The organism is Cupriavidus basilensis, from assembly GCF_029335485.1.
GTDB lineage: Bacteria > Pseudomonadota > Gammaproteobacteria > Burkholderiales > Burkholderiaceae > Cupriavidus > Cupriavidus basilensis_E.
Map to the genome: position 1 here is coordinate 28014 of NZ_JARJLM010000208.1, position 17972 is coordinate 45985.

The following is a 17972-nucleotide window of genomic DNA, read 5'->3' on the forward strand; positions in this document are numbered from 1 at the left end:
CCTGCCCAAACTCCAATATGTTGCGCCGCTTTTGGCTGTTCTTTGCTCAGGCTGTCACCGTTGTGCTGGCGGTGTGGTTCGTCGTGGCCACGCTCAAGCCGGATTGGCTGCAGCGCGGCCGGGTGGCGGTGCAATCCGGTTCGCCCATCGTCGCGCTGAAGGAAGTCGTCCCCAACGTAGCCGGCACTTCCGCGCCGGGCTCGTACAGCGAAGCGGCCCAGCAGGCGATGCCGGCAGTGGTGAATATCTTCACCAGCAAGAACGGCAGCAACAAGAACTCGCCCAACCCGCAGTCGGAAGATCCCTGGTTCCGCTTCTTCTTCGGCGACCGCCTGCCGGAGCGCCAGGAGCCAGTATCGAGCCTGGGCTCGGGCGTCATTGTCAGCGCGGAAGGTTACATTCTAACCAACCACCACGTGGTGGATGGCGCCGATGAGATCGAGGTGGCGCTGACCGATGGCCGCAAGGCCAACGCCAAGGTGGTGGGCTCGGACCCCGAAACCGACCTGGCCGTGCTGAAGATCACGCTCAAGGACCTGCCCGCCATCACGCTGGGCCGCATCGAGAACGTCAAGGTGGGCGACGTGGTGCTGGCCATCGGCAACCCCTTCGGCGTCGGCCAGACCGTCACCATGGGCATCGTCTCGGCACTGGGCCGCAGCCACCTGGGCATCAATACCTTCGAGAACTTCATCCAGACCGACGCGGCGATCAACCCCGGCAATTCGGGCGGCGCGCTGGTCGATGTGCAGGGTAACCTGCTCGGCGTCAACACCGCCATCTATTCGCGCTCGGGCGGCTCGCTGGGCATCGGTTTCGCCATTCCCGTTTCCACCGCCAAGCAGGTGATGGAGTCGATCATCTCCACCGGCTCGGTAACGCGCGGCTGGATCGGCGTGGAGCCGCAGGACATGACGCCGGAGATCGCGGAGTCCTTCGGGCTCGAAGCCAAGGAAGGCGCGCTGATCGCGGCCGTGGTCCAGGGCGGACCGGCCGACAAGGCGGGTGTGAAGCCGGGCGACGTGCTGGTGTCGGTGGGTGGCCAGGCCATCAGCGATACCACCGCGCTGCTCAACGCCATCGCCCAATTGAAGCCGGGCGCGGAAGCGAAGATGAAGGTCGTGCGCCGCGGCAAGCCGACCGAGCTGACGGTGATGATCGGCAAGCGGCCGCCGCCGCCGCGCCGCGCACTGCCGTTGGATGAGGAAGAGTGACGATCAAACCGTAAGCCCGGCGCCGGCCGGTATGTTGGGCAAGCAGTACCTGGCCCCGCCCTTTGTGGCGGGGTCTTCTTTTTTGCGCGGCGGGTGTTGCTCAGGCCTTCGGAGCGTACCTGATGCTGCGCAAAAATGGGCTGCGTGAGCAAAGGCGCACCCAGCGCGAAAGGCTGCAGGAAGTGGCTGGCGATGGCTGGCCGCCAGCCGCCCCGGGCAGCCTTGGCTCGCCCTGCCCCCGGCAGCGCACCTTTTTCCGTCCTGCCGCCGCAAAGGGATCGGCGCCCGCTGCCCCTCCACATGGCGCAAGGTGGCATTCATTCACGGCCAGGGCACCCGCGATCCTATCTGCGAGCGTTACTGAGGGCGCGGGGATCATTGGAAGGCACCGCCTGCAGTTCCGCAGCCCGGCAAACGACAAAACGCCGGCACCCTTGCGGGTGCCGGCGTTTCGCGCCTAAGCCAATCTAAAGCGAGCTTACGCCCGCATTAAATTAGAACTTGTGACGGATACCAACGGTTGCGCCGAATTGGTTGGCGCCTTGCTGCACGTTGGTGGTCGACGAGGTGTTGAAACCGTCAACGCCCAGTGCCGAACCGTTCTTGTTCTTCACGTACGACAGCGAGGTGTACAGGTCGGTGCGCTTCGACAGAGCGTAGTCAGCCGTAGCGACGAATTGCCACGGATCTGCGCTGGTTTGACGGAAGTCTTGATAGTACACAGCGCCGGTCAGCGAGAACGCCGGGGTCAGCTGATAGCCCAGGCCAGCCCAGTACAGGTTCGAGCCGGTGTTGGTCAGAGCGGTCGCACCGTTGTTGATGGTTGCGCCCGGCAGGCTAGCACCGTTGGCAGCCTTGGCATAACGGTAACCAGCGTACACCTTGGCCGGGCCGAAGGCGTAGGTACCAGCAACGCTGGCGCGGCGGATCAGAGCCGCGTTTGCAGCGCCAACACCAACGCTGTTGGTCTGGTCATAGAAAGCACCAACCGAGAACGGGCCTGCTGCGTAGCTTGCGCTCACGCTGTATTCGCGGCCGCTGCGGAACTGACCAGCAACTTCTTGACCGTTGTTGGTGAAGCTGTACAGACCAGCGACGGTCAGGCCACCGAACGTGCCAACGTACTTGGCGGCGTTGTCGGCGCGCGAAGCGTATTCAGCAGCGGTCGAGGTGATCGAGTAGCGGGTCGAAATCGCCATCGGATCATAGATCAGACCGAAGTCATACATCAGGGTCTGCTGACGGCCCAGGGTCAGGGTGCCGTACTGGTTCTGCAGGCCAACGTAGGCACCGCGATTGAACAGACGGTTGCTGTCAGCTTGACCGCCGGTGTCGGTGTTGAAGCCGCTTTCCAGGACGAAAATGCCCTTCAGGCCACCGCCCAGATCTTCAACGCCGCGCAGGCCCCAACGCGAACCCGACTGGTTGCCCGAAGTCATGCGGTACAGCTTGTCGCCGGTAGCGTTAGCCTTGTTGTTGAACGACAGACCAGCGTCAACCACGCCGTACAGGGTCACGCTCGATTGGGCATACGCACCACCAGCGGCCAGGGCAGCTACAGCGGCTGCAAACAGTTTCATCTTCATATCGACACTTTCCTTGTCAACTGATTGGGAAATCTTGGCTTGCCCAAGTGCTTGGGCGACGCATTTACCTCACGTCTGAAGCGTATTATGGGTCAGCCCCCCCGGCCGCCAGAAGGCTTTTTCGTCGTAAACCTTGGTTACGGACGGATATTGTTGTGATGTCGCAACAGCATGGGCCGCATTTTTCACCATCTTGGTGCAAAAGTTGCGCCATCAAGCTTTGTTTTGGGAAGCCGTTGTACGTTCAGTCGGGCTGGGCTTCGCTGGCGGTTTCGTCCTCCACGACCGGCCTCGAGACGAAACGGGCCATGATCAGGCCCAGCTCATAGAGTGCTACCAGAGGCACAGCAAGCAGCAACTGCGACAGCACATCGGGGGGCGTGACCACGGCGGCAATGACGAAGGCCCCGACAATCACGTAGGGACGAATCTGCTTGAGCTTGTCGAGTTCGACCACGCCAAAGCGCACCAGCACGATCACCACCACCGGCACCTCGAAGGTGATGCCGAAGGCCAGGAACATGGTCATGGCGAAGCCGAGGTATTTGTCGATGTCGGTCGACATCTCGGCTCCCAGCGGCGCGTTGTAGTGCGCCATGAAATGGAAGACCGTGGGGAACACAAGGAAATAGGCGAAGGCCACGCCGCAGATAAACAGGATGTAGCTGCTGCTCACCAGCGGCACGATCAGCCGCTTCTCGTGCTGGTACAGGCCGGGTGCGACGAATTGCCAGATCTGGTAGAGCACCCAGGGCAATGCAATCAGGAAGGCCACCAGCAGCGTCACCTTCATCGGCACGAAGAAGGAGCCGGTGACGTCGGTGACGATCATCCGCCCCCCCTTGGGCAGCGATTCCATCAACGGCCGGGCGAACAGGTTGAAGATGTTCGGCGCCCAGTAGATCAGGCTGAGGAACACCAGGATCACGCCCGACGCCGCCTTGACGATACGCGAGCGCAGCTCCACCAGGTGGGAGATGAAGGTTTCCTGCTGACCTTCGTCCTGCGGGTCTTGGGGATCTTGGGAACGTGAGTCGCTCATGGCGTGGACCGCTCAGCCGGGCTGGCTGGCATCGAAAAATCGGTGGCGGAATCGGTGGCGGCACGACGGCGCGGCGCGCTGGCCGGAACGAAAGACAGCGGCGGCCGGCCGGCTACCGGCGTGTGGGCAAGCTCCGTCATGCTCAATCGAAGAAAGAGCGTGCGGGGCCCGTGGCGGGACGGTGGCGCTTGACGCGCGCGGCGCCGGACTGCGCCCACACGCGCACATTGTGCTGGCGCTTGTACCACACGGGCCGCGCACCCTGCTTGACGCGCCAGCTCTTGCGGCCATTGTGGGCCTTGTGCGCCATATCCCAGGAAGGCACATAGCCGCTATCCTGGCCTGGCCCGCCCTGCGCGCTGGAATCGGTACCGGTCAGCGCGTCGTTCAGGGCCTGGCTATGTTCGTGCACTTCCTTGTGGATGGTGCGCTCGACATCGCGCGCGGCGTCCTCGAACTCCGTGCGCATCTTGCGCAGTTCGTCGAGTTCGACTTCACGGCTGACCTCCGCCTTCACATCGTTGATGTAGCGCTGCGCGCGGCCTACCAGCGCGCCAACAGTGCGCGCCACCTTCGGCAGCCGTTCGGGACCGATCACCACCAGCGCCACCGCGCCGATCAGTGCAAGCTTGGAAATGCCGAGATCGATCATGCGAGGTTCGGAAGTAAGGAGCCGCCGCTGGGGGCGGCAAGGCTGCCGCAACGGCTACCATCCGCGCGCGCTATCGCGCACGGGCGAGCCTGCCGCGGCGGGCATGGCCGGCAAGGCGTTGCAGCCGGGAAAGGGAACATCGGGCGTGCCGACAAGCGTTCTGCCGCGCTTACTGCTGGCGCGACTTTTCCTTGGCTTCCACGTCGATGGTGCCGGCGTCGCGCAGTTCCTTGGCGGGAGCCGCCGGAGCATCCGTGGACTCGCCGTTGGCATCCTTCATGCCATCCTTGAAGCCCTTGACCGCGCCGCCCAGGTCCTGGCCGATGTTGCGCAGCTTCTTGGTGCCAAAGACCATCATGACGATCACCAGCACGATGAGCCAGTGCCAAATGCTAAACGAACCCATTTTCTGCTCCTGATGAAGCCAGCGGCGGCGCCTCGCCACCCCCGGCTCGTTGTTCCGTCACTGAAGGCCGTGCCGGGCGACGGTTGCCGGCACGGCATCTGACCGAAGGCCACGCGGCCTGCGGTCCTGCATGGTTTGGCTGCCCGCCAGGCCTTATACGCGACGTCAGGGCTTTCAGACTCAGACGCCCGCACCCTGGACCAGCAAGGACCAGGCGCAGACCCTCAGGGCAGCGGCACCTTCCACCGGTCACGCGGTCCGCCGAGCACGTGCAGATGCAGGTGGTACACCTCCTGTCCGCCATCCGGGCCGGTATTGATTACCGTCCGGAAACCGTTGCCACAGCCTGCCGCGCGCGCCAACTCCGGCACCTTCAACATCATTTTAGCAAGCACCGCGCCATCGCCGGGTCCGCAATCGGCCAGCGAATCCACATGCGACTTGGGAATTAGCAGGAAGTGTACCGGGGCTTTCGGGTGGATATCGTGGAAAGCCAGCATTTCGTCGTCTTCATACACCTTGCGCGACGGAAGCTGGCCGGCCACGATCCGGCAGAAGAGGCAATTTTGCTGTGAATTCATGAAAATTTCATTGCGCGTCGCAAATTGGGTCGCAATTTTCGTCGCGGACGGCAGGCCCCGGGGCCGTCCGCCTGCATTTCAGGGCCGTTCGGGCCGCCAGCGCCAGCCCGCGGCCGGCCGCTGCCCAGCCCTTCCCGCCTTCAGGAACGCTGATCCTGGTACATCGGCTTGCCATCGTTCAGGTAGAGCCACCCTTTGACAATACGATACAGCATCCATACGGACAATACGCCCCACACGGCGAAGGCCAGGGGTATCAGGATCATCGTGGCAAACAGCGCGCCGCCCAGAACGGCCCACGCCACCGACCACCAGAAGGAGCGGATCTGCCAGGTGAAATGCGAGGCGTAGAGCGTGCCCTGCGCGTCGTCGCGCTTGACGTATCCGACCACGATGGCAACCAGCGCGGTGATGCCGCCAGTCAGCCAAAATATGGCGTATAGCGCATAAAGGATATGCATCAGCTTGCGCAGGCTGCCGAGCCGGTCGTGGTCGGTCGTGATCACCTCTGCCATCGGTCTGTGCTCCTCGTGGCTGATTGTCGCTGTGCCGCCCCGCCTCGCACCGGATGCCGCCGGGCCGGGGCATGCCAGGGCTTCAGGTGCCGTCGGTCTTGCGCTGGGCCTTTTCTTCGAGACCGGACAGGCCTTCGCGGCGAGCCAGTTCGTTGACCACGTCGGCCGGCTGCAGGCCAAAGCGGGCCAGCAGCACCATGCTGTGAAACCAGAGATCGGCCACTTCGTACACCACCTTGCCGACCGCCTCCTGGCCCAGGCCGGCGGCACGCGCGTCCTTGGCGGCCATCACGGTCTCGGTGGCTTCCTCGCCGATCTTCTTCAGGATAGCGTCATCGCCCTTGTGGAACAGGCGCGCCACGTAGGATTTGTCGGGATCGCCGCCGTTTTCCGGCTTGCGCGATTCCAGCACGGCGGCCAGGCGGGCCAGCACATCCGCGCTGCTCGGCTGTTGTTCGCTCATGGCTTGGCCGCGTAGATGGTGGATGGATCCTTGAGCACCGGCTCGACGGTCTGCCAGTCGCCGCTGTCGGCGTCGCCGTCAAACTTCTGGAAGAAGCAGGAATGGCGCCCGGTATGGCAGGCGATGCCGTCGTTCTGGGTGACCTTGAGCAGGACCACGTCTTCATCGCAGTCAAGGCGGATCTCGTGGATCTTCTGCACGTGGCCGGATTCCTCGCCCTTGTGCCACAAGCGCTTGCGCGAGCGCGACCAGAACACCGCCTCGCCGAGCTCGACCGTCCGCTGCAGCGCCTCGCGGTTCATGAACGCAAACATCAGGACGTCGTTCGAGCCGACTTCCTGGACGATCACCGGCACCAGGCCGTTGTCGTCCCACTTCACCCTGTTAAGCCACTTTTTTGCCATGTCGGTTCGCCGTGTTCAGATCCGCACCGGGATGCCCTCGCGGGCCATGAATGCTTTTGCTTCGCCAACGGTATGCTGGCCGTAGTGGAAGATGCTGGCAGCCAGCACAGCGTCGGCATGCCCGAGCTTGATGCCATCGGCCAGGTCCTGCAGGCCGCCCACGCCGCCCGAGGCGATCACCGGCACCGACACCGCATCGCTGACAGCGCGCGTGAGTTCCAGGTCGAAGCCGCTCTTGGTGCCGTCGCGGTCCATGCTGGTGAGCAGCAGCTCGCCGGCGCCGCGCGCGGCCATCTCGCGCGCCCATGCCACGGCGTCCAGGCCGGTGGCCTTGCGTCCGCCGTGGGTGAAGACTTCCCAGCGCGCCGGTTCGCCGGGCGCCGAGCTGCGCTTGGCGTCGATCGCCACGACGATGCACTGCGAGCCGTAGCGCGCCGTGGCGTCGGAGACCAGTTGCGGGTTGGCGATGGCCGAGGAATTGACGCTGATCTTGTCCGCACCGGCATTGAGCAGGCGCCGCACGTCTTCCACGGCGCGCACGCCGCCACCCACCGTCAGTGGAATGAAGACCTGGGACGCAACCGCCTCGATAATGTGCAGGATCAGGTCACGGCCATCGCTGGTCGCGGTGATGTCCAGGAAAGTGATTTCATCGGCGCCCTGCTCGTCATAGCGGCGGGCGATCTCGACCGGGTCGCCCGCGTCGCGCAATTCGACGAAGTTGACACCCTTGACCACCCGCCCGTTGGTCACGTCGAGGCAGGGGATGATACGTTTGGCTAGCATGAGATTCCTTGCCTGCCACCGGCGCCTGCCCGTGCGGGAACCGGTGGCTGCAATTGTCGCGCGCAAAGGCGCGTTGTCTTACTGCTCGGCGCCGAGCTTGTCGGCAAGCGCCTGGGCTTCGGCGAAATTGAGGTCGCCCGAATAGATCGCGCGGCCACAGATGACGCCTTCCACTCCATCCTTTTGCACGCTGCACAGGCGTTCGATATCCGTCAGGTTGTGCAGCCCGCCGCTGGCGATCACCGGGATCGCGGCGGATTGCGCCAGCTTTACGGTGGCATCGATATTGATGCCCTGCAACATGCCGTCGCGGCCGATATCGGTGTAGATGATGGCTTCCACGCCGTAGTCCTCGTACTTGCGTGCGAGGTCGGCGACTTCGTGGCCGGTCAGCTTGCTCCAGCCATCGGTGGCGACCTTGCCTTCGCGGGCGTCGAGGCCGACGATGATATGGCCGCCGAACGCCGAGCAGGCGTCCTTCAGGAAGCCGGGGTTCTTGACCGCGGCCGTGCCGATGATGACGTAGGACAAGCCGCCGTCGAGCCAGCGCTCGATGGTGTTCAGGTCACGGATGCCGCCGCCGAGCTGGACCGGAATTTCATCGCCCACCTCGGCGATGATGGCCTTGATGGCGGCTTCATTGCGGGGCTTGCCCACGAACGCCCCATTCAGGTCGACCAGGTGCAGGCGGCGTGCGCCCTGCTCCACCCAGTGACGTGCCATGGCGGCGGGATCTTCGGAAAAGACGGTGGCCTGGTCCATGTCGCCTTGCTTGAGGCGTACACATTGACCGTCCTTCAGGTCGATGGCCGGAATGAGCAACATAAGTGTGAAGAGCGTGTATGAGTGAAAGAGAAAGTTGAGCCTAGGCCAGCATGGCCGGTCGGCCCGGTCCCAATAAAGCCGCTATCGAGGTTCAGGGATTCCAGTGCACGAAGTTCCGGTACAGCTGCAAGCCCATGGCGGCGCTCTTTTCGGGGTGGAACTGCGTGGCAAAAATATTATCGCGTGCCACCGCGCTCGTAAATAAGACACCGTAGTCGGTTTCGCCGGCGATATGCGCCGGATCCTGCGCATGGACGAAGTAGCTATGCACGAAGTAAAACCAGCTTTGGTCAGGGATGCCAGCCCACAGCGGATGGGCACGAACCTGGTTGACGCGGTTCCAGCCCATCTGCGGCACCTTGTAGCGCGAACCGTCCGGCTGGGTCATGCCATCCAGTTCAAAGCGGATCACCTCGCCAGGCATCAGCCCCAGGCACGGGGTGTCGCCGCCTTCCGTCCTGCTTTCCTTGCTGAGGTTGAACAGCATCTGTTCGCCAACGCACACACCCAACAGGGGCTTACTGGCGGCGGCCTCGATCACGGCCTGCTGCAGGCCCGACGCGCCCAGCGCGGCCATGCAATCGGGCATCGCGCCCTGGCCGGGCAGCACCACGCGGTCCGCCGCGCGGATCGCCTCGGGCCGGTCCACCACCTGCACGTCCGCTTCCGGTGCCGCGGCACGCAGAGCCTGCGCCACCGAGCGCAGGTTGCCCATGCCGTAATCCACAATTGCTATGGTAGTCATGATTTCAAAACAGGCAACAATGTCTTCAGCCCGTCCACAATGAATTCTACGGCCAACGCCGACAGGATCAGTCCCATCAGGCGCGTGCCTATATTGATGCCGGTGCGCCCGATCACGCGTGCGATCGGGTCGGCGGCACGGAACACTATATACACCACCGCACCCAGCGCCACGCCAATTGCGACCAGGATCAGCAATTGATACCAGTGCTGGGTCTTGCCTGCGTAGACGATCACCGTGCTGATCGAGCCCGGCCCGGTCAGCAGGGGCAGCGCCAGCGGCACCACCGCGATGCTGGCCTTGGCCTCCGCCTCGTCTTCTTCCTCCGGCGTCGCCTTGGTGCGCCCGGTCTGGGCGTTCAGCATGTTCATGGCCATCATGATCATGATCAGGCCCCCGCCCACCTGCAGCGAGGCCACCGAGATATTGAAGAACTCGATGATCTGCTGGCCCAGCAAGGCGGAGATGGCCACCACCGTCGCCACCGAGATCGACGCGATCTTGATGGTGTGCAGCTTTTCTTCCTCGGTCTGCTGGGTGGTCAGGCTGATGAAGAACGGGATGGCCCCGATCGGGTTGATCAGTGCCAGCAGCGAGATGAACGACTTAAGCGTATCCATCGGGTTCGGCGTAGCCGGTTGGTCTCGCGCAAATGTCGCGTTGGTACCGCATTGATCGGAGGTTCTCGCCGGCGCAGCGAAACGCGCCGGCACGCGAGGCTAGTGGCGCGCCGGCAGCATTCAGCCTACCAGGGTGCCCTTGGTCGACGGAATCGTGTTGCCCGCGCGCGGATCCATCTCCACCGCCATGCGCAGCGCGCGGCCGAAGGCCTTGAACACGGTTTCGCACTGATGGTGGGCGTTGATGCCGCGCAGGTTGTCGATATGCAGCGTCACCGCGGCATGATTGACAAAGCCGCGGAAGAATTCAATGGTCAGGTCGACATCGAAGCTGCCCACCCGCGCGCGGGTGAACGGCACGTGGAACTCCAGCCCGGGGCGGCCCGAGAAATCGATCACCACGCGCGACAGGCATTCGTCCAGCGGCACATAGCTGTGGCCGTAGCGGGTGATGCCTTTCTTGTCGCCAATCGCCTTGGCGACCGCCTGGCCAAGCGCGATGCCGACGTCTTCCACCGTATGGTGGTCATCGATATGGGTGTCGCCGCTGGCTTCGACCTCGAGGTCGAACATGCCATGGCGGGCGATCTGGTCCAGCATGTGGTCGAGGAACGGCACGCCGGACGCCAGTTTCTGGCGGCCGGTGCCATCGAGATTCAGCGAAACGCGGATTTGCGTTTCCGTTGTATTGCGGGTGACCTCTGCAACACGCATGGTGTTAATCCTGCAACGCGGCCTGGAAGGCAGCGAGAAATTGCGCGTTCTCTTCGGGAGTGCTGACCGTGACGCGCAGACAGTTGGCCAGCAATGGGTGCATTTTACCCACGTTCTTGATCAATACCTTGCGCGCGAGCACGCCTTCGAACAGACGGGCGGAATCTGCCACGCGCACCAGCAGGAAATTGGCCGCGCTGGGGTACACCGTCACGCCCGGCAGAGCGGCCAGGGCGCTGGCCACGGTGGCGCGCTCGGCACGCAGCTGCGCGGCCTGCTGGTCGAGCACGTCGACATGCTCCAGCACGAACAGCGCGGTGGCCTCGGTCAGCACATTGACGTTGTACGGCGGGCGTACCTTGTCGAGCTGCGACAGCCATTCCGGCGCGCCGGCCAGGTAGCCCAGCCGGATGCCGGCCAGGCCCAGCTTGGAGACGGTGCGCATCACCAGCAGGTTGCCGAACTCGGCCAGGCGCGGCATCCAGGTGTCCTGGGCGAACGGCTGGTAGGCCTCGTCGACCACCACCAGGCTCTGGCAGACCTCGCCCTGGGCGGCGCGCACGATGGCCTCCATATCGGCCGCGTCGAACAGGTTGCCGGTGGGATTGTTCGGGTAGGCCAGGTAGACGACGGCGGGCTGGTGCTCGGCCATGGCCGCCAGCATGGCGGCGCGGTCCAGCGTGAAATCCGCCTTGAGCGGTACGCCGACGAACTCCAGCCCGGCGAACTGGGCCGACATGGCATACATGACGAAGCCCGGCACCGGTGCCAGCACCTTGGCGCCCGGCTTGGCCACGGCCAGCGCCAGCATGCTGATGATCTCGTCCGAGCCGTTGCCCAGCAGCACATCCATGCCCGCCGGCACCTCCATCACCGTCTTCAGGCGCGCGCGCAGCGCTTCGCTGCTGGGCACCGGATAGCGGTTGAGCGCCACCTCGGCCAACCGCGCGGCCAACTGGTCGCGCAGCGCATCGGGCAGGCGGTAGGGGTTTTCCATGGCGTCCAGCTTCACCAGACCGTGCGAATCCGGCACATGGTAGGCGCCCATGGCGCGTACGTCGTCACGGATGATGCGTTCGATCAGGGAAGGCTGCACTGCTGACATTGGAGTACCTCTTTGGTCGGTGGTTGTCGGTGCTGATTGCTGCTACCCGGCCGGGCGCCGGAAAAACCCGGAACCCGGCCGCTGTGCCTCAGTTACGCCTGAGGCGGTACTCGGCGCTGCGGGCGTGAGCCTGCAAACCCTCGCCATAAGCCAGTTCGGCTGCGATCTGGCCTAGCATCTGCGCGCCCTGCTCGCTCACCTCGATCAGGCTGGAGCGCTTCTGGAAGTCATACACGCCCAGCGGCGACGAGAAGCGCGCGGTGCGCGAGGTGGGCAGCACGTGGTTGGGCCCGGCGCAGTAGTCGCCCAGCGACTCGCTGGTATAGCGGCCCAGGAAGATGGCGCCGGCGTGGCGGATCTTCTCGGCCCAGTGGCGCGGGTTCTCGGCGGATATCTCGAGGTGCTCCGGTGCGATCGCGTTGGCGATCTCGCAGGCCTCGTCCATGTCGCGCACGCGGATCAGCGCGCCGCGACCGGACAGCGAGGCACGGATGACATCGCGGCGCGGCATGGAATCGAGCTGGCGCTGGATGCTTTCTTCCACCTGGGCCAGGTAGTTGGAGTCCGGGCACAGCAGGATGGATTGCGCGAGTTCGTCATGCTCGGCCTGCGAGAACAGGTCCATCGCCACCCAGTCGGGATCGGTGGTGCCGTCGCAGATCACCAGGATCTCGGACGGGCCGGCGATCATGTCGATGCCGACGGTGCCGAACACGCGGCGCTTGGCGGCCGCCACGTAGGCATTGCCCGGCCCGACGATCTTGTCGACCTGCGGCAGCGTGGCCGTGCCGTAGGCCAGCGCGCCAACCGCCTGCGCGCCGCCGATGGTAAACACGCGGTCCACGCCGGCGATCTGCGCGGCGGCCAGCACCAGCTCGTTGCGCACGCCGCCGGGCGTGGGCACGACCATGATGACTTCCTTGACGCCCGCCACGCGTGCGGGGATCGCGTTCATCAGCACGGACGACGGATAGGCCGCCTTGCCGCCCGGCACATAGATGCCGACACGGTCCAGCGGGGTCACCTTCTGACCCAGCACGGTGCCATCGGACTCGGTGTATTCCCAGCTATGGCTGCCGCACTCGATCTTCTGCTTCTCGTGGTAGGCGCGCACGCGCGCCGCCGCGGCTTCCAGCGCCGCACGGCGCTTGGGTTCGAGTTCGTCGAGCGCAGTTTCGAGTTCGGCCTGCGACAGTTCCAGCGCGCCCATGGAGGCGGCTTCGACGCGGTCGAAACGCTGGGTGTATTCCAGTACCGCGGCATCGCCGCGCGCCTTCACGTCGGCCAGGATCTGCGCCGCGGCGCGATCGATCGCCTCGTCTTCGCCGGCTTCGAAGGCCAGCACCTGGCGCAACTCGGCGGCAAAGCCGGGCTCGGTCGAATCAAGGCGGCGGATTGCCAGGTTTTGCATAGAATTTTCGTTCATGACTCCATTCCCCAGGCCCTCTCTCGCGCGGCATCAGGCCAGCGCGGCGGAGGCCCGTTCAAACGCGTCGAGAATCGGGGCTAGCCGCTCACGCTTGAGTTTGAGAGCTGCCTGGTTGACTACCAGGCGCGACGAGATCTGCACGATCTCTTCCACTTCGACCAGGTTGTTGGCACGCAGCGTTCCACCGGTGCTGACCAGGTCGACGATGGCGTCGGCCAGTCCCACCAGCGGCCCGAGTTCCATCGAGCCATACAGCTTGATCAGGTCCACGTGCACGCCCTTCTTGGCGAAATGCTCGCGCGCGGTCTGCACATACTTGGTGGCCACCGCCAGCCGCGCGCCCTGGCGCACCGCGCTGGCGTAGTCGAAGCCGGCCGAGGTCGCCACCGACATGCGGCACTTGGCGATATTCAGGTCGATCGGTGCGTACAGCCCGGCCATGCCGTGCTCCATCAGCACGTCCTTGCCGGCCACGCCAAAATCGGCCGCGCCGTATTGCACATAGGTCGGCACGTCCGAGGCGCGCACGATGATGACGCGCACGTCCGGATCGGAGGTGGGCAGGATCAGCTTGCGCGAGGTTTCCGGATCCTCGGTGACCTGGATTCCGGCCGCTTCCAGCAGCGGCATGGTTTCGGTGAAGATCCGGCCTTTGGAAAGGGCCAGCGTCAGCTGGGTAGGGGAGGGGCTCATCTGCGTCCTTTGTTCGTGTCGTGCGCGCTCAGGCGATGCGGCGGATCTTGGCGCCCACTGCCGACAGCTTGTCTTCCATCCGGTCGTAGCCGCGGTCGAGGTGATAGATGCGGTCGATCACGGTCTCGCCCTCGGCTACCAGGCCGGCGATCACCAGGCTGGCGGAGGCACGCAGGTCGGTAGCCATGACCTTGGCGCCGGACAAGCGGGGCACGCCGGTGACCACCGCGGTATTGCCTTCCACTGCAATGTCGGCGCCCAGGCGGTTGAGTTCCTGCACGTGCATGAAGCGATTTTCGAAGATGGTTTCGGTAATGCGGGCCACGCCGCCGGCGACACTGTTCAGCGCCATGAACTGCGCCTGCATGTCGGTCGGGAATGCCGGGTATTCCGAGGTACGGAAGCTCACCGAGTGCGGGCGCTGGTCCAGCTTCAGGCGGATCCAGTCATCGCCGGTCTCGATGGTGGCGCCCGCTTCGCGCAGCTTGTCGAGCACGGTGTCCAGGATCGACGGCTGCACGCCGCGCAGCACGATGTCGCCCAGCGTCGCGGCCGCCGCGCACAGGAAGGTACCGGCTTCGATACGGTCGGCGATCACGGTATGGCTGGCGCCGTGCAACCGCTCCACGCCATGGATCACCAGCCGGTCGGTGCCGATGCCCTCGATGCGGGCACCCATCTTGACCAGCAGGTTGGCCAGGTCGGTGACCTCGGGCTCGCGCGCGGCGTTTTCCAGCACGGTTTCGCCATCGGCCAGGGTGGCGGCCATCAGCAGGTTCTCGGTACCGGTCACGGTGATCATATCGGTCACCACGCGCGCGCCCTTCAGGCGCTTGGCGCGGGCATGGATAAAGCCGTGCTCGATGCTGATCTCGGCGCCCATGGCCTGCAGGCCCTTGATGTGCTGGTCGACCGGGCGCGCGCCGATGGCGCAGCCGCCGGGCAGCGACACGCGTGCCTCGCCGAAGCGCGCTACCAGCGGACCCAGCACCAGGATCGAGGCGCGCATGGTCTTGACCAGTTCATACGGGGCCTCGGGCGAGTTCACGTCGGTGCCGTTCAGCGTGACGCGCGCGCCGTCCTGCTCGGCCGTCATGCCCATCTGGCGCAACAGCTTGAGCGTGGTGCGCACATCCTGCAGGTTGGGCACGTTGTCGAGCGACACGGTATCGGCAGCAAGCAAGCCGGCGCACAGGATCGGCAGCGCGGCGTTCTTGGCGCCCGAAACGCGGATCTCGCCTCGCAGCGGGCCATTGCCCTGGATCTCGAGTTTGTCCATGTTCTTTCAATTCCGGCCGGGCGCCTGGCGGCGTCCGGCATGATTCGTTACGGTCCGCGACCGTGCGTCAAGGCGCATTGCCGCGGCATCTGTTACCCGTGGGCCGCCTGGATGGCGCTAGCCCTGATTGTCGCGTCCGGCCTGTCGGGCGGCCAGCTTGTCTGGTCCGTCTTACTTGCCCTGCGCTTGCCACTCGGCCGGCGTCAGCGTCTTCATCGACAGCGCATGGATCTCCGCACGCATGCGGTCGCCCAGCGCGGCATAGACCCGCTGGTGGCGCTGGATCAGGCGCTTGCCATCGAACTCGGCGCTGACGATGGTGGCGAAGAAGTGCTGGCCGTCGCCCTCCACTTCCAGGTGTTCGCAGGAGAGGCCTTGGGCGATATAGTCCCTGACTTGTTGGGGTGTAGGCAGCATGGTTGTCTTTTCGCGTTGTTTCGCTGTAGGTCGCGTCGGTTCGCTTGCAGGTTCGGGCGGGGCGGCGGGCCGCCGCTCAGTGGCGCAGCTTGTAGCCGCTCTTGAGCAGCTGCAGCGCTATCGCCGCGAGCAGCACGAAAGCCGTACCCACGACTGCGAGACTGAAGGTCGGCGCCACGTCGGAGACGCCGAAAAAACCGTAGCGGAAGCCGTCGATCATGTAGAAGAACGGGTTGGCGTGCGACACCGCCTGCCAGAAGGGAGGCAGCGAGTGGATCGAATAGAACACACCGGACAGGAAGGTTGCCGGCATGATCAGGAAATTCTGGAAGGCCGCGAGCTGGTCGAATTTCTCGGCCCAGATCCCGGCGATCAGCCCCAGCGTGCCCAGGATCGCCGCGCCCAGCAAGGCAAACACCAGGATCCAGGCGACATAGGCGAAGTGCAGGTTGGCGAACCAGGCCGTGACCAGCAGCACGCCCAGGCCCACGGCCAGGCCGCGCACGACCGAAGCCACCACGTAGGCGCCGAACATCTCCCAGTGCGACAACGGCGGCAGCATGATGAACACCAGATTGCCGGTGATCTTGGACTGGATCAGCGACGAAGAGCTATTGGCAAAAGCATTCTGAAGCACGCTCATCATCACCAGCCCCGGTACCAGGAAGGCGGTATAGCTGATCTGGTCGTACACCTTCACGCGGTTCTCCAGCACATGGCCGAAGATCAGCAGGTACAGGATGGCGGTCAGCACCGGCGCGGCCACGGTCTGGAAACTGACCTTCCAGAAACGCAGCACTTCCTTGTAGAGCAAGGTGCGGAAACCCACCAGGCCACCCACCGCCATCGGCGCAAGGTGGGTGTTGATGGCGTCCTGCGTACCGTCGAATTCGCTTGGCATCTTCATGCTGCGGCCTCCACCGCCGTATCCGGCAGCGCGCCAGGCATGTGGCCTTCGCGCCGCATGATCTGCACAAACACGTCCTCCAGGTCTGCCTTGTTGATTTCCATGTCTTCGATCTCGCAACCGGCCTCGCGGCAGGCGGCCAGGATCGGCTCCACCGCTGGATAGCCCGACAGCCGCAGCCGTACCGCCCGTTCGCCCGGGTTGGCGGGCATGCGCAGCGGCTCGAGCGCAGCGGGCAGCGCGCCCCGGGAGAAAGTCAGCGCCAGTTGCAGCCCGGCGAACTGGTTCAGCAGGTTGCTGGTACGGTCCAACGCCACCACCTCGCCGAACTTGAGCATGGCGATCCGGTCGCACAGGGCCTCGGCTTCTTCCAGATAGTGGGTGGTGAGAATGATGGTGTGTCCCTCGCGATTCAGGCGCGAGATGAATTTCCACAGGGTCTGCCGCAGTTCCACGTCGACCCCCGCGGTCGGCTCGTCGAGCACGATCACCGGCGGCCTGTGCACCAGCGCCTGGGCCACCAGCACGCGCCGCTTCATGCCGCCGGAAAGCTGGCGCATATTGGCGTCGGCCTTGTTGGTGAGATCCAGGTTGGCCATGATCTCGTCGATCCAGTCGTCGTTGCGGGTCAGGCCGAAATAGCCGGACTGCAGGCGCAGGGTCTCGCGCACCGTGAAAAAGGGATCGAAGACCAGTTCCTGCGGCACCACGCCCAGCATGCGCCGCGCCAGCCGGTAATCGGACACCACATCATGGCCGAGCACGCTGACGCTGCCGGAGTCGGCACGGTTCAGGCCCGCCAGGATCGAGATCAGCGTGGTCTTGCCTGCACCGTTGGGGCCGAGCAGGCCGAAGAATTCGCCACGCTCGACGGTGAAGCTGACACCCTTGAGCGCTTGCAGGTTGCGGTAGCGCTTGCGAACGTCTTTGAGTTCGATGGCTTTCATGGCCGGATACTGTTTGGCAGGCGCGTCGGGCTCTTTCTGGCTCGCACGCCGGCCTCCTTGAAATGGCGGGGACCGCCTGGGTGCTTCGACCGTGCCTTGCCCGTGCCTTATGCGCCGGAACGGTCGAACAACCCGGAATTATAGGGGATGCGGGAGCAGTCCCGCTGTGAGCGCGAGGCGTGGCGCGAGCCATCGCCCGGGCATCGCGGTAGCAAGCGCTGATCTGCAGCTTGCCACGGATGCCGATTCAATGTCGGTGGGAAATGGTGCCTTGCGCGCCCTGGGTGCCCGTGGCAACCGCCTGGGGCGCCACTTGCAGCAGGGAATCGACACCGTACAGCTTGACCAGATCGGCCAGTTGCGCCGGTGCGCCGACAATCGCGAGCGACTGGCCGCGGCTGGCGGCATCGCGCTGCCAGGCAAGCAGCACGGCGACCGCGGCGGAATCGACCTGGGTCAGGCCGCTGCAGTCGACCCGGGCTTCGCCCTGGGCCAGGCGTGCCAGCCCGTCACGCAGCACGGCGGCGGCGTTGCGGTTGGTCAGCGAGGTGTCGAGCGAAAGCATCTGGCAGGGTCCGGGGATGCGAGTCTGGGGAAAAGCACGCCCGCAGAAGCGGGAGCGCCCATTGTAGAACAGATCGG

At 64.7% G+C, this 17972-nt stretch carries 22 protein-coding genes; 1 reads left to right on the forward strand and 21 read right to left on the reverse strand.

What is annotated here, in order from left to right; genetic code table 11:
• Positions 1 to 17 precede the first annotated feature (17 nt).
• On the forward strand, positions 18 to 1214 hold the full coding sequence (locus P3W85_RS12195) for a Do family serine endopeptidase (RefSeq protein WP_017228827.1): 1197 nt from the start codon (positions 18 to 20) through the stop codon (positions 1212 to 1214).
• Between the two features lie 494 nt (positions 1215 to 1708).
• Here P3W85_RS12195 and P3W85_RS12200 read toward each other — a convergent pair whose 3' ends face one another.
• From P3W85_RS12200 to P3W85_RS12300, 21 genes are all read right to left on the reverse strand, one after another.
• A complete protein-coding gene (locus tag P3W85_RS12200) occupies positions 1709 to 2800 on the reverse strand; it encodes a porin (protein ID WP_017228826.1) in 1092 nt (363 codons plus the stop codon).
• 244 nt (positions 2801 to 3044) lie between these two features.
• Positions 3045 to 3842 carry a twin-arginine translocase subunit TatC gene (tatC, locus tag P3W85_RS12205; protein WP_017228825.1) on the reverse strand — a complete coding sequence of 266 codons (798 nt, stop codon included), beginning with the start codon at positions 3840 to 3842 and terminating at the stop codon, positions 3045 to 3047.
• 142 nt (positions 3843 to 3984) lie between these two features.
• A complete protein-coding gene (tatB, locus tag P3W85_RS12210) occupies positions 3985 to 4494 on the reverse strand; it encodes a Sec-independent protein translocase protein TatB (protein WP_017228824.1) in 510 nt (169 codons plus the stop codon).
• A 169-nt stretch (positions 4495 to 4663) separates the two neighbouring features.
• Complete coding sequence (gene tatA, locus P3W85_RS12215) at positions 4664 to 4900, reverse strand: Sec-independent protein translocase subunit TatA (RefSeq protein ID WP_017228823.1); 237 nt, start codon at positions 4898 to 4900, stop codon at positions 4664 to 4666.
• Positions 4901 to 5124: 224 nt separating this feature from the next.
• Positions 5125 to 5481, reverse strand: a complete 357-nt coding sequence (locus P3W85_RS12220; RefSeq protein WP_017228822.1) for a histidine triad nucleotide-binding protein — start codon at positions 5479 to 5481, stop codon at positions 5125 to 5127.
• A 140-nt stretch (positions 5482 to 5621) separates the two neighbouring features.
• Entirely contained in the window at positions 5622 to 5996 is a 375-nt protein-coding gene (locus tag P3W85_RS12225; protein ID WP_017228821.1) for a DUF4870 family protein, read from the reverse strand.
• 82 nt (positions 5997 to 6078) lie between these two features.
• The gene (locus P3W85_RS12230; RefSeq protein ID WP_017228820.1) at positions 6079 to 6459 is read right to left on the reverse strand and encodes a phosphoribosyl-ATP diphosphatase; all 381 of its coding nucleotides are present in this window, start codon (positions 6457 to 6459) and stop codon (positions 6079 to 6081) included.
• Positions 6456 to 6863 (reverse strand): phosphoribosyl-AMP cyclohydrolase, encoded by a 408-nt coding sequence (gene hisI, locus P3W85_RS12235; RefSeq protein WP_017228819.1) that lies wholly within the window; start codon positions 6861 to 6863, stop codon positions 6456 to 6458. The genes P3W85_RS12230 and hisI overlap by 4 nt, the downstream gene beginning before the upstream one ends.
• Positions 6864 to 6878: 15 nt before the next feature.
• Positions 6879 to 7649: an imidazole glycerol phosphate synthase subunit HisF gene (gene hisF / locus P3W85_RS12240; RefSeq protein WP_276264972.1), complete on the reverse strand. Its 771-nt coding sequence runs from the start codon at positions 7647 to 7649 to the stop codon at positions 6879 to 6881.
• A gap of 78 nt (positions 7650 to 7727) precedes the next feature.
• Entirely contained in the window at positions 7728 to 8474 is a 747-nt protein-coding gene (gene hisA / locus P3W85_RS12245; RefSeq protein WP_017228817.1) for a 1-(5-phosphoribosyl)-5-[(5-phosphoribosylamino)methylideneamino]imidazole-4-carboxamide isomerase, read from the reverse strand.
• A gap of 91 nt (positions 8475 to 8565) precedes the next feature.
• Complete coding sequence (hisH, locus tag P3W85_RS12250; protein WP_035814311.1) at positions 8566 to 9219, reverse strand: imidazole glycerol phosphate synthase subunit HisH; 654 nt, start codon at positions 9217 to 9219, stop codon at positions 8566 to 8568.
• Entirely contained in the window at positions 9216 to 9839 is a 624-nt protein-coding gene (locus tag P3W85_RS12255; protein ID WP_017228815.1) for a YchE family NAAT transporter, read from the reverse strand. The genes hisH and P3W85_RS12255 overlap by 4 nt, the downstream gene beginning before the upstream one ends.
• A gap of 120 nt (positions 9840 to 9959) precedes the next feature.
• Complete coding sequence (gene hisB, locus P3W85_RS12260; RefSeq protein ID WP_017228814.1) at positions 9960 to 10553, reverse strand: imidazoleglycerol-phosphate dehydratase HisB; 594 nt, start codon at positions 10551 to 10553, stop codon at positions 9960 to 9962.
• Between the two features lie 4 nt (positions 10554 to 10557).
• A complete protein-coding gene (gene hisC, locus P3W85_RS12265; RefSeq protein ID WP_017228813.1) occupies positions 10558 to 11658 on the reverse strand; it encodes a histidinol-phosphate transaminase in 1101 nt (366 codons plus the stop codon).
• Between the two features lie 88 nt (positions 11659 to 11746).
• A complete protein-coding gene (gene hisD, locus P3W85_RS12270) occupies positions 11747 to 13084 on the reverse strand; it encodes a histidinol dehydrogenase (protein ID WP_017228812.1) in 1338 nt (445 codons plus the stop codon).
• A gap of 33 nt (positions 13085 to 13117) precedes the next feature.
• On the reverse strand, positions 13118 to 13780 hold the full coding sequence (hisG, locus tag P3W85_RS12275; RefSeq protein WP_017228811.1) for an ATP phosphoribosyltransferase: 663 nt from the start codon (positions 13778 to 13780) through the stop codon (positions 13118 to 13120).
• 28 nt (positions 13781 to 13808) lie between these two features.
• Complete coding sequence (murA, locus tag P3W85_RS12280; RefSeq protein WP_017228810.1) at positions 13809 to 15059, reverse strand: UDP-N-acetylglucosamine 1-carboxyvinyltransferase; 1251 nt, start codon at positions 15057 to 15059, stop codon at positions 13809 to 13811.
• Positions 15060 to 15230: 171 nt separating this feature from the next.
• Positions 15231 to 15476 (reverse strand): BolA family protein, encoded by a 246-nt coding sequence (locus P3W85_RS12285; RefSeq protein ID WP_017228809.1) that lies wholly within the window; start codon positions 15474 to 15476, stop codon positions 15231 to 15233.
• Positions 15477 to 15552: 76 nt separating this feature from the next.
• Positions 15553 to 16323 (reverse strand): ABC transporter permease, encoded by a 771-nt coding sequence (locus P3W85_RS12290; protein WP_276264975.1) that lies wholly within the window; start codon positions 16321 to 16323, stop codon positions 15553 to 15555.
• A gap of 56 nt (positions 16324 to 16379) precedes the next feature.
• A complete protein-coding gene (locus P3W85_RS12295; protein WP_017228807.1) occupies positions 16380 to 17330 on the reverse strand; it encodes an ABC transporter ATP-binding protein in 951 nt (316 codons plus the stop codon).
• Positions 17331 to 17577: 247 nt separating this feature from the next.
• Positions 17578 to 17895, reverse strand: coding sequence for an STAS domain-containing protein (locus P3W85_RS12300; protein ID WP_017228806.1), 318 nt, complete (start codon positions 17893 to 17895; stop codon positions 17578 to 17580).
• Positions 17896 to 17972: the final 77 nt, after the last annotated feature.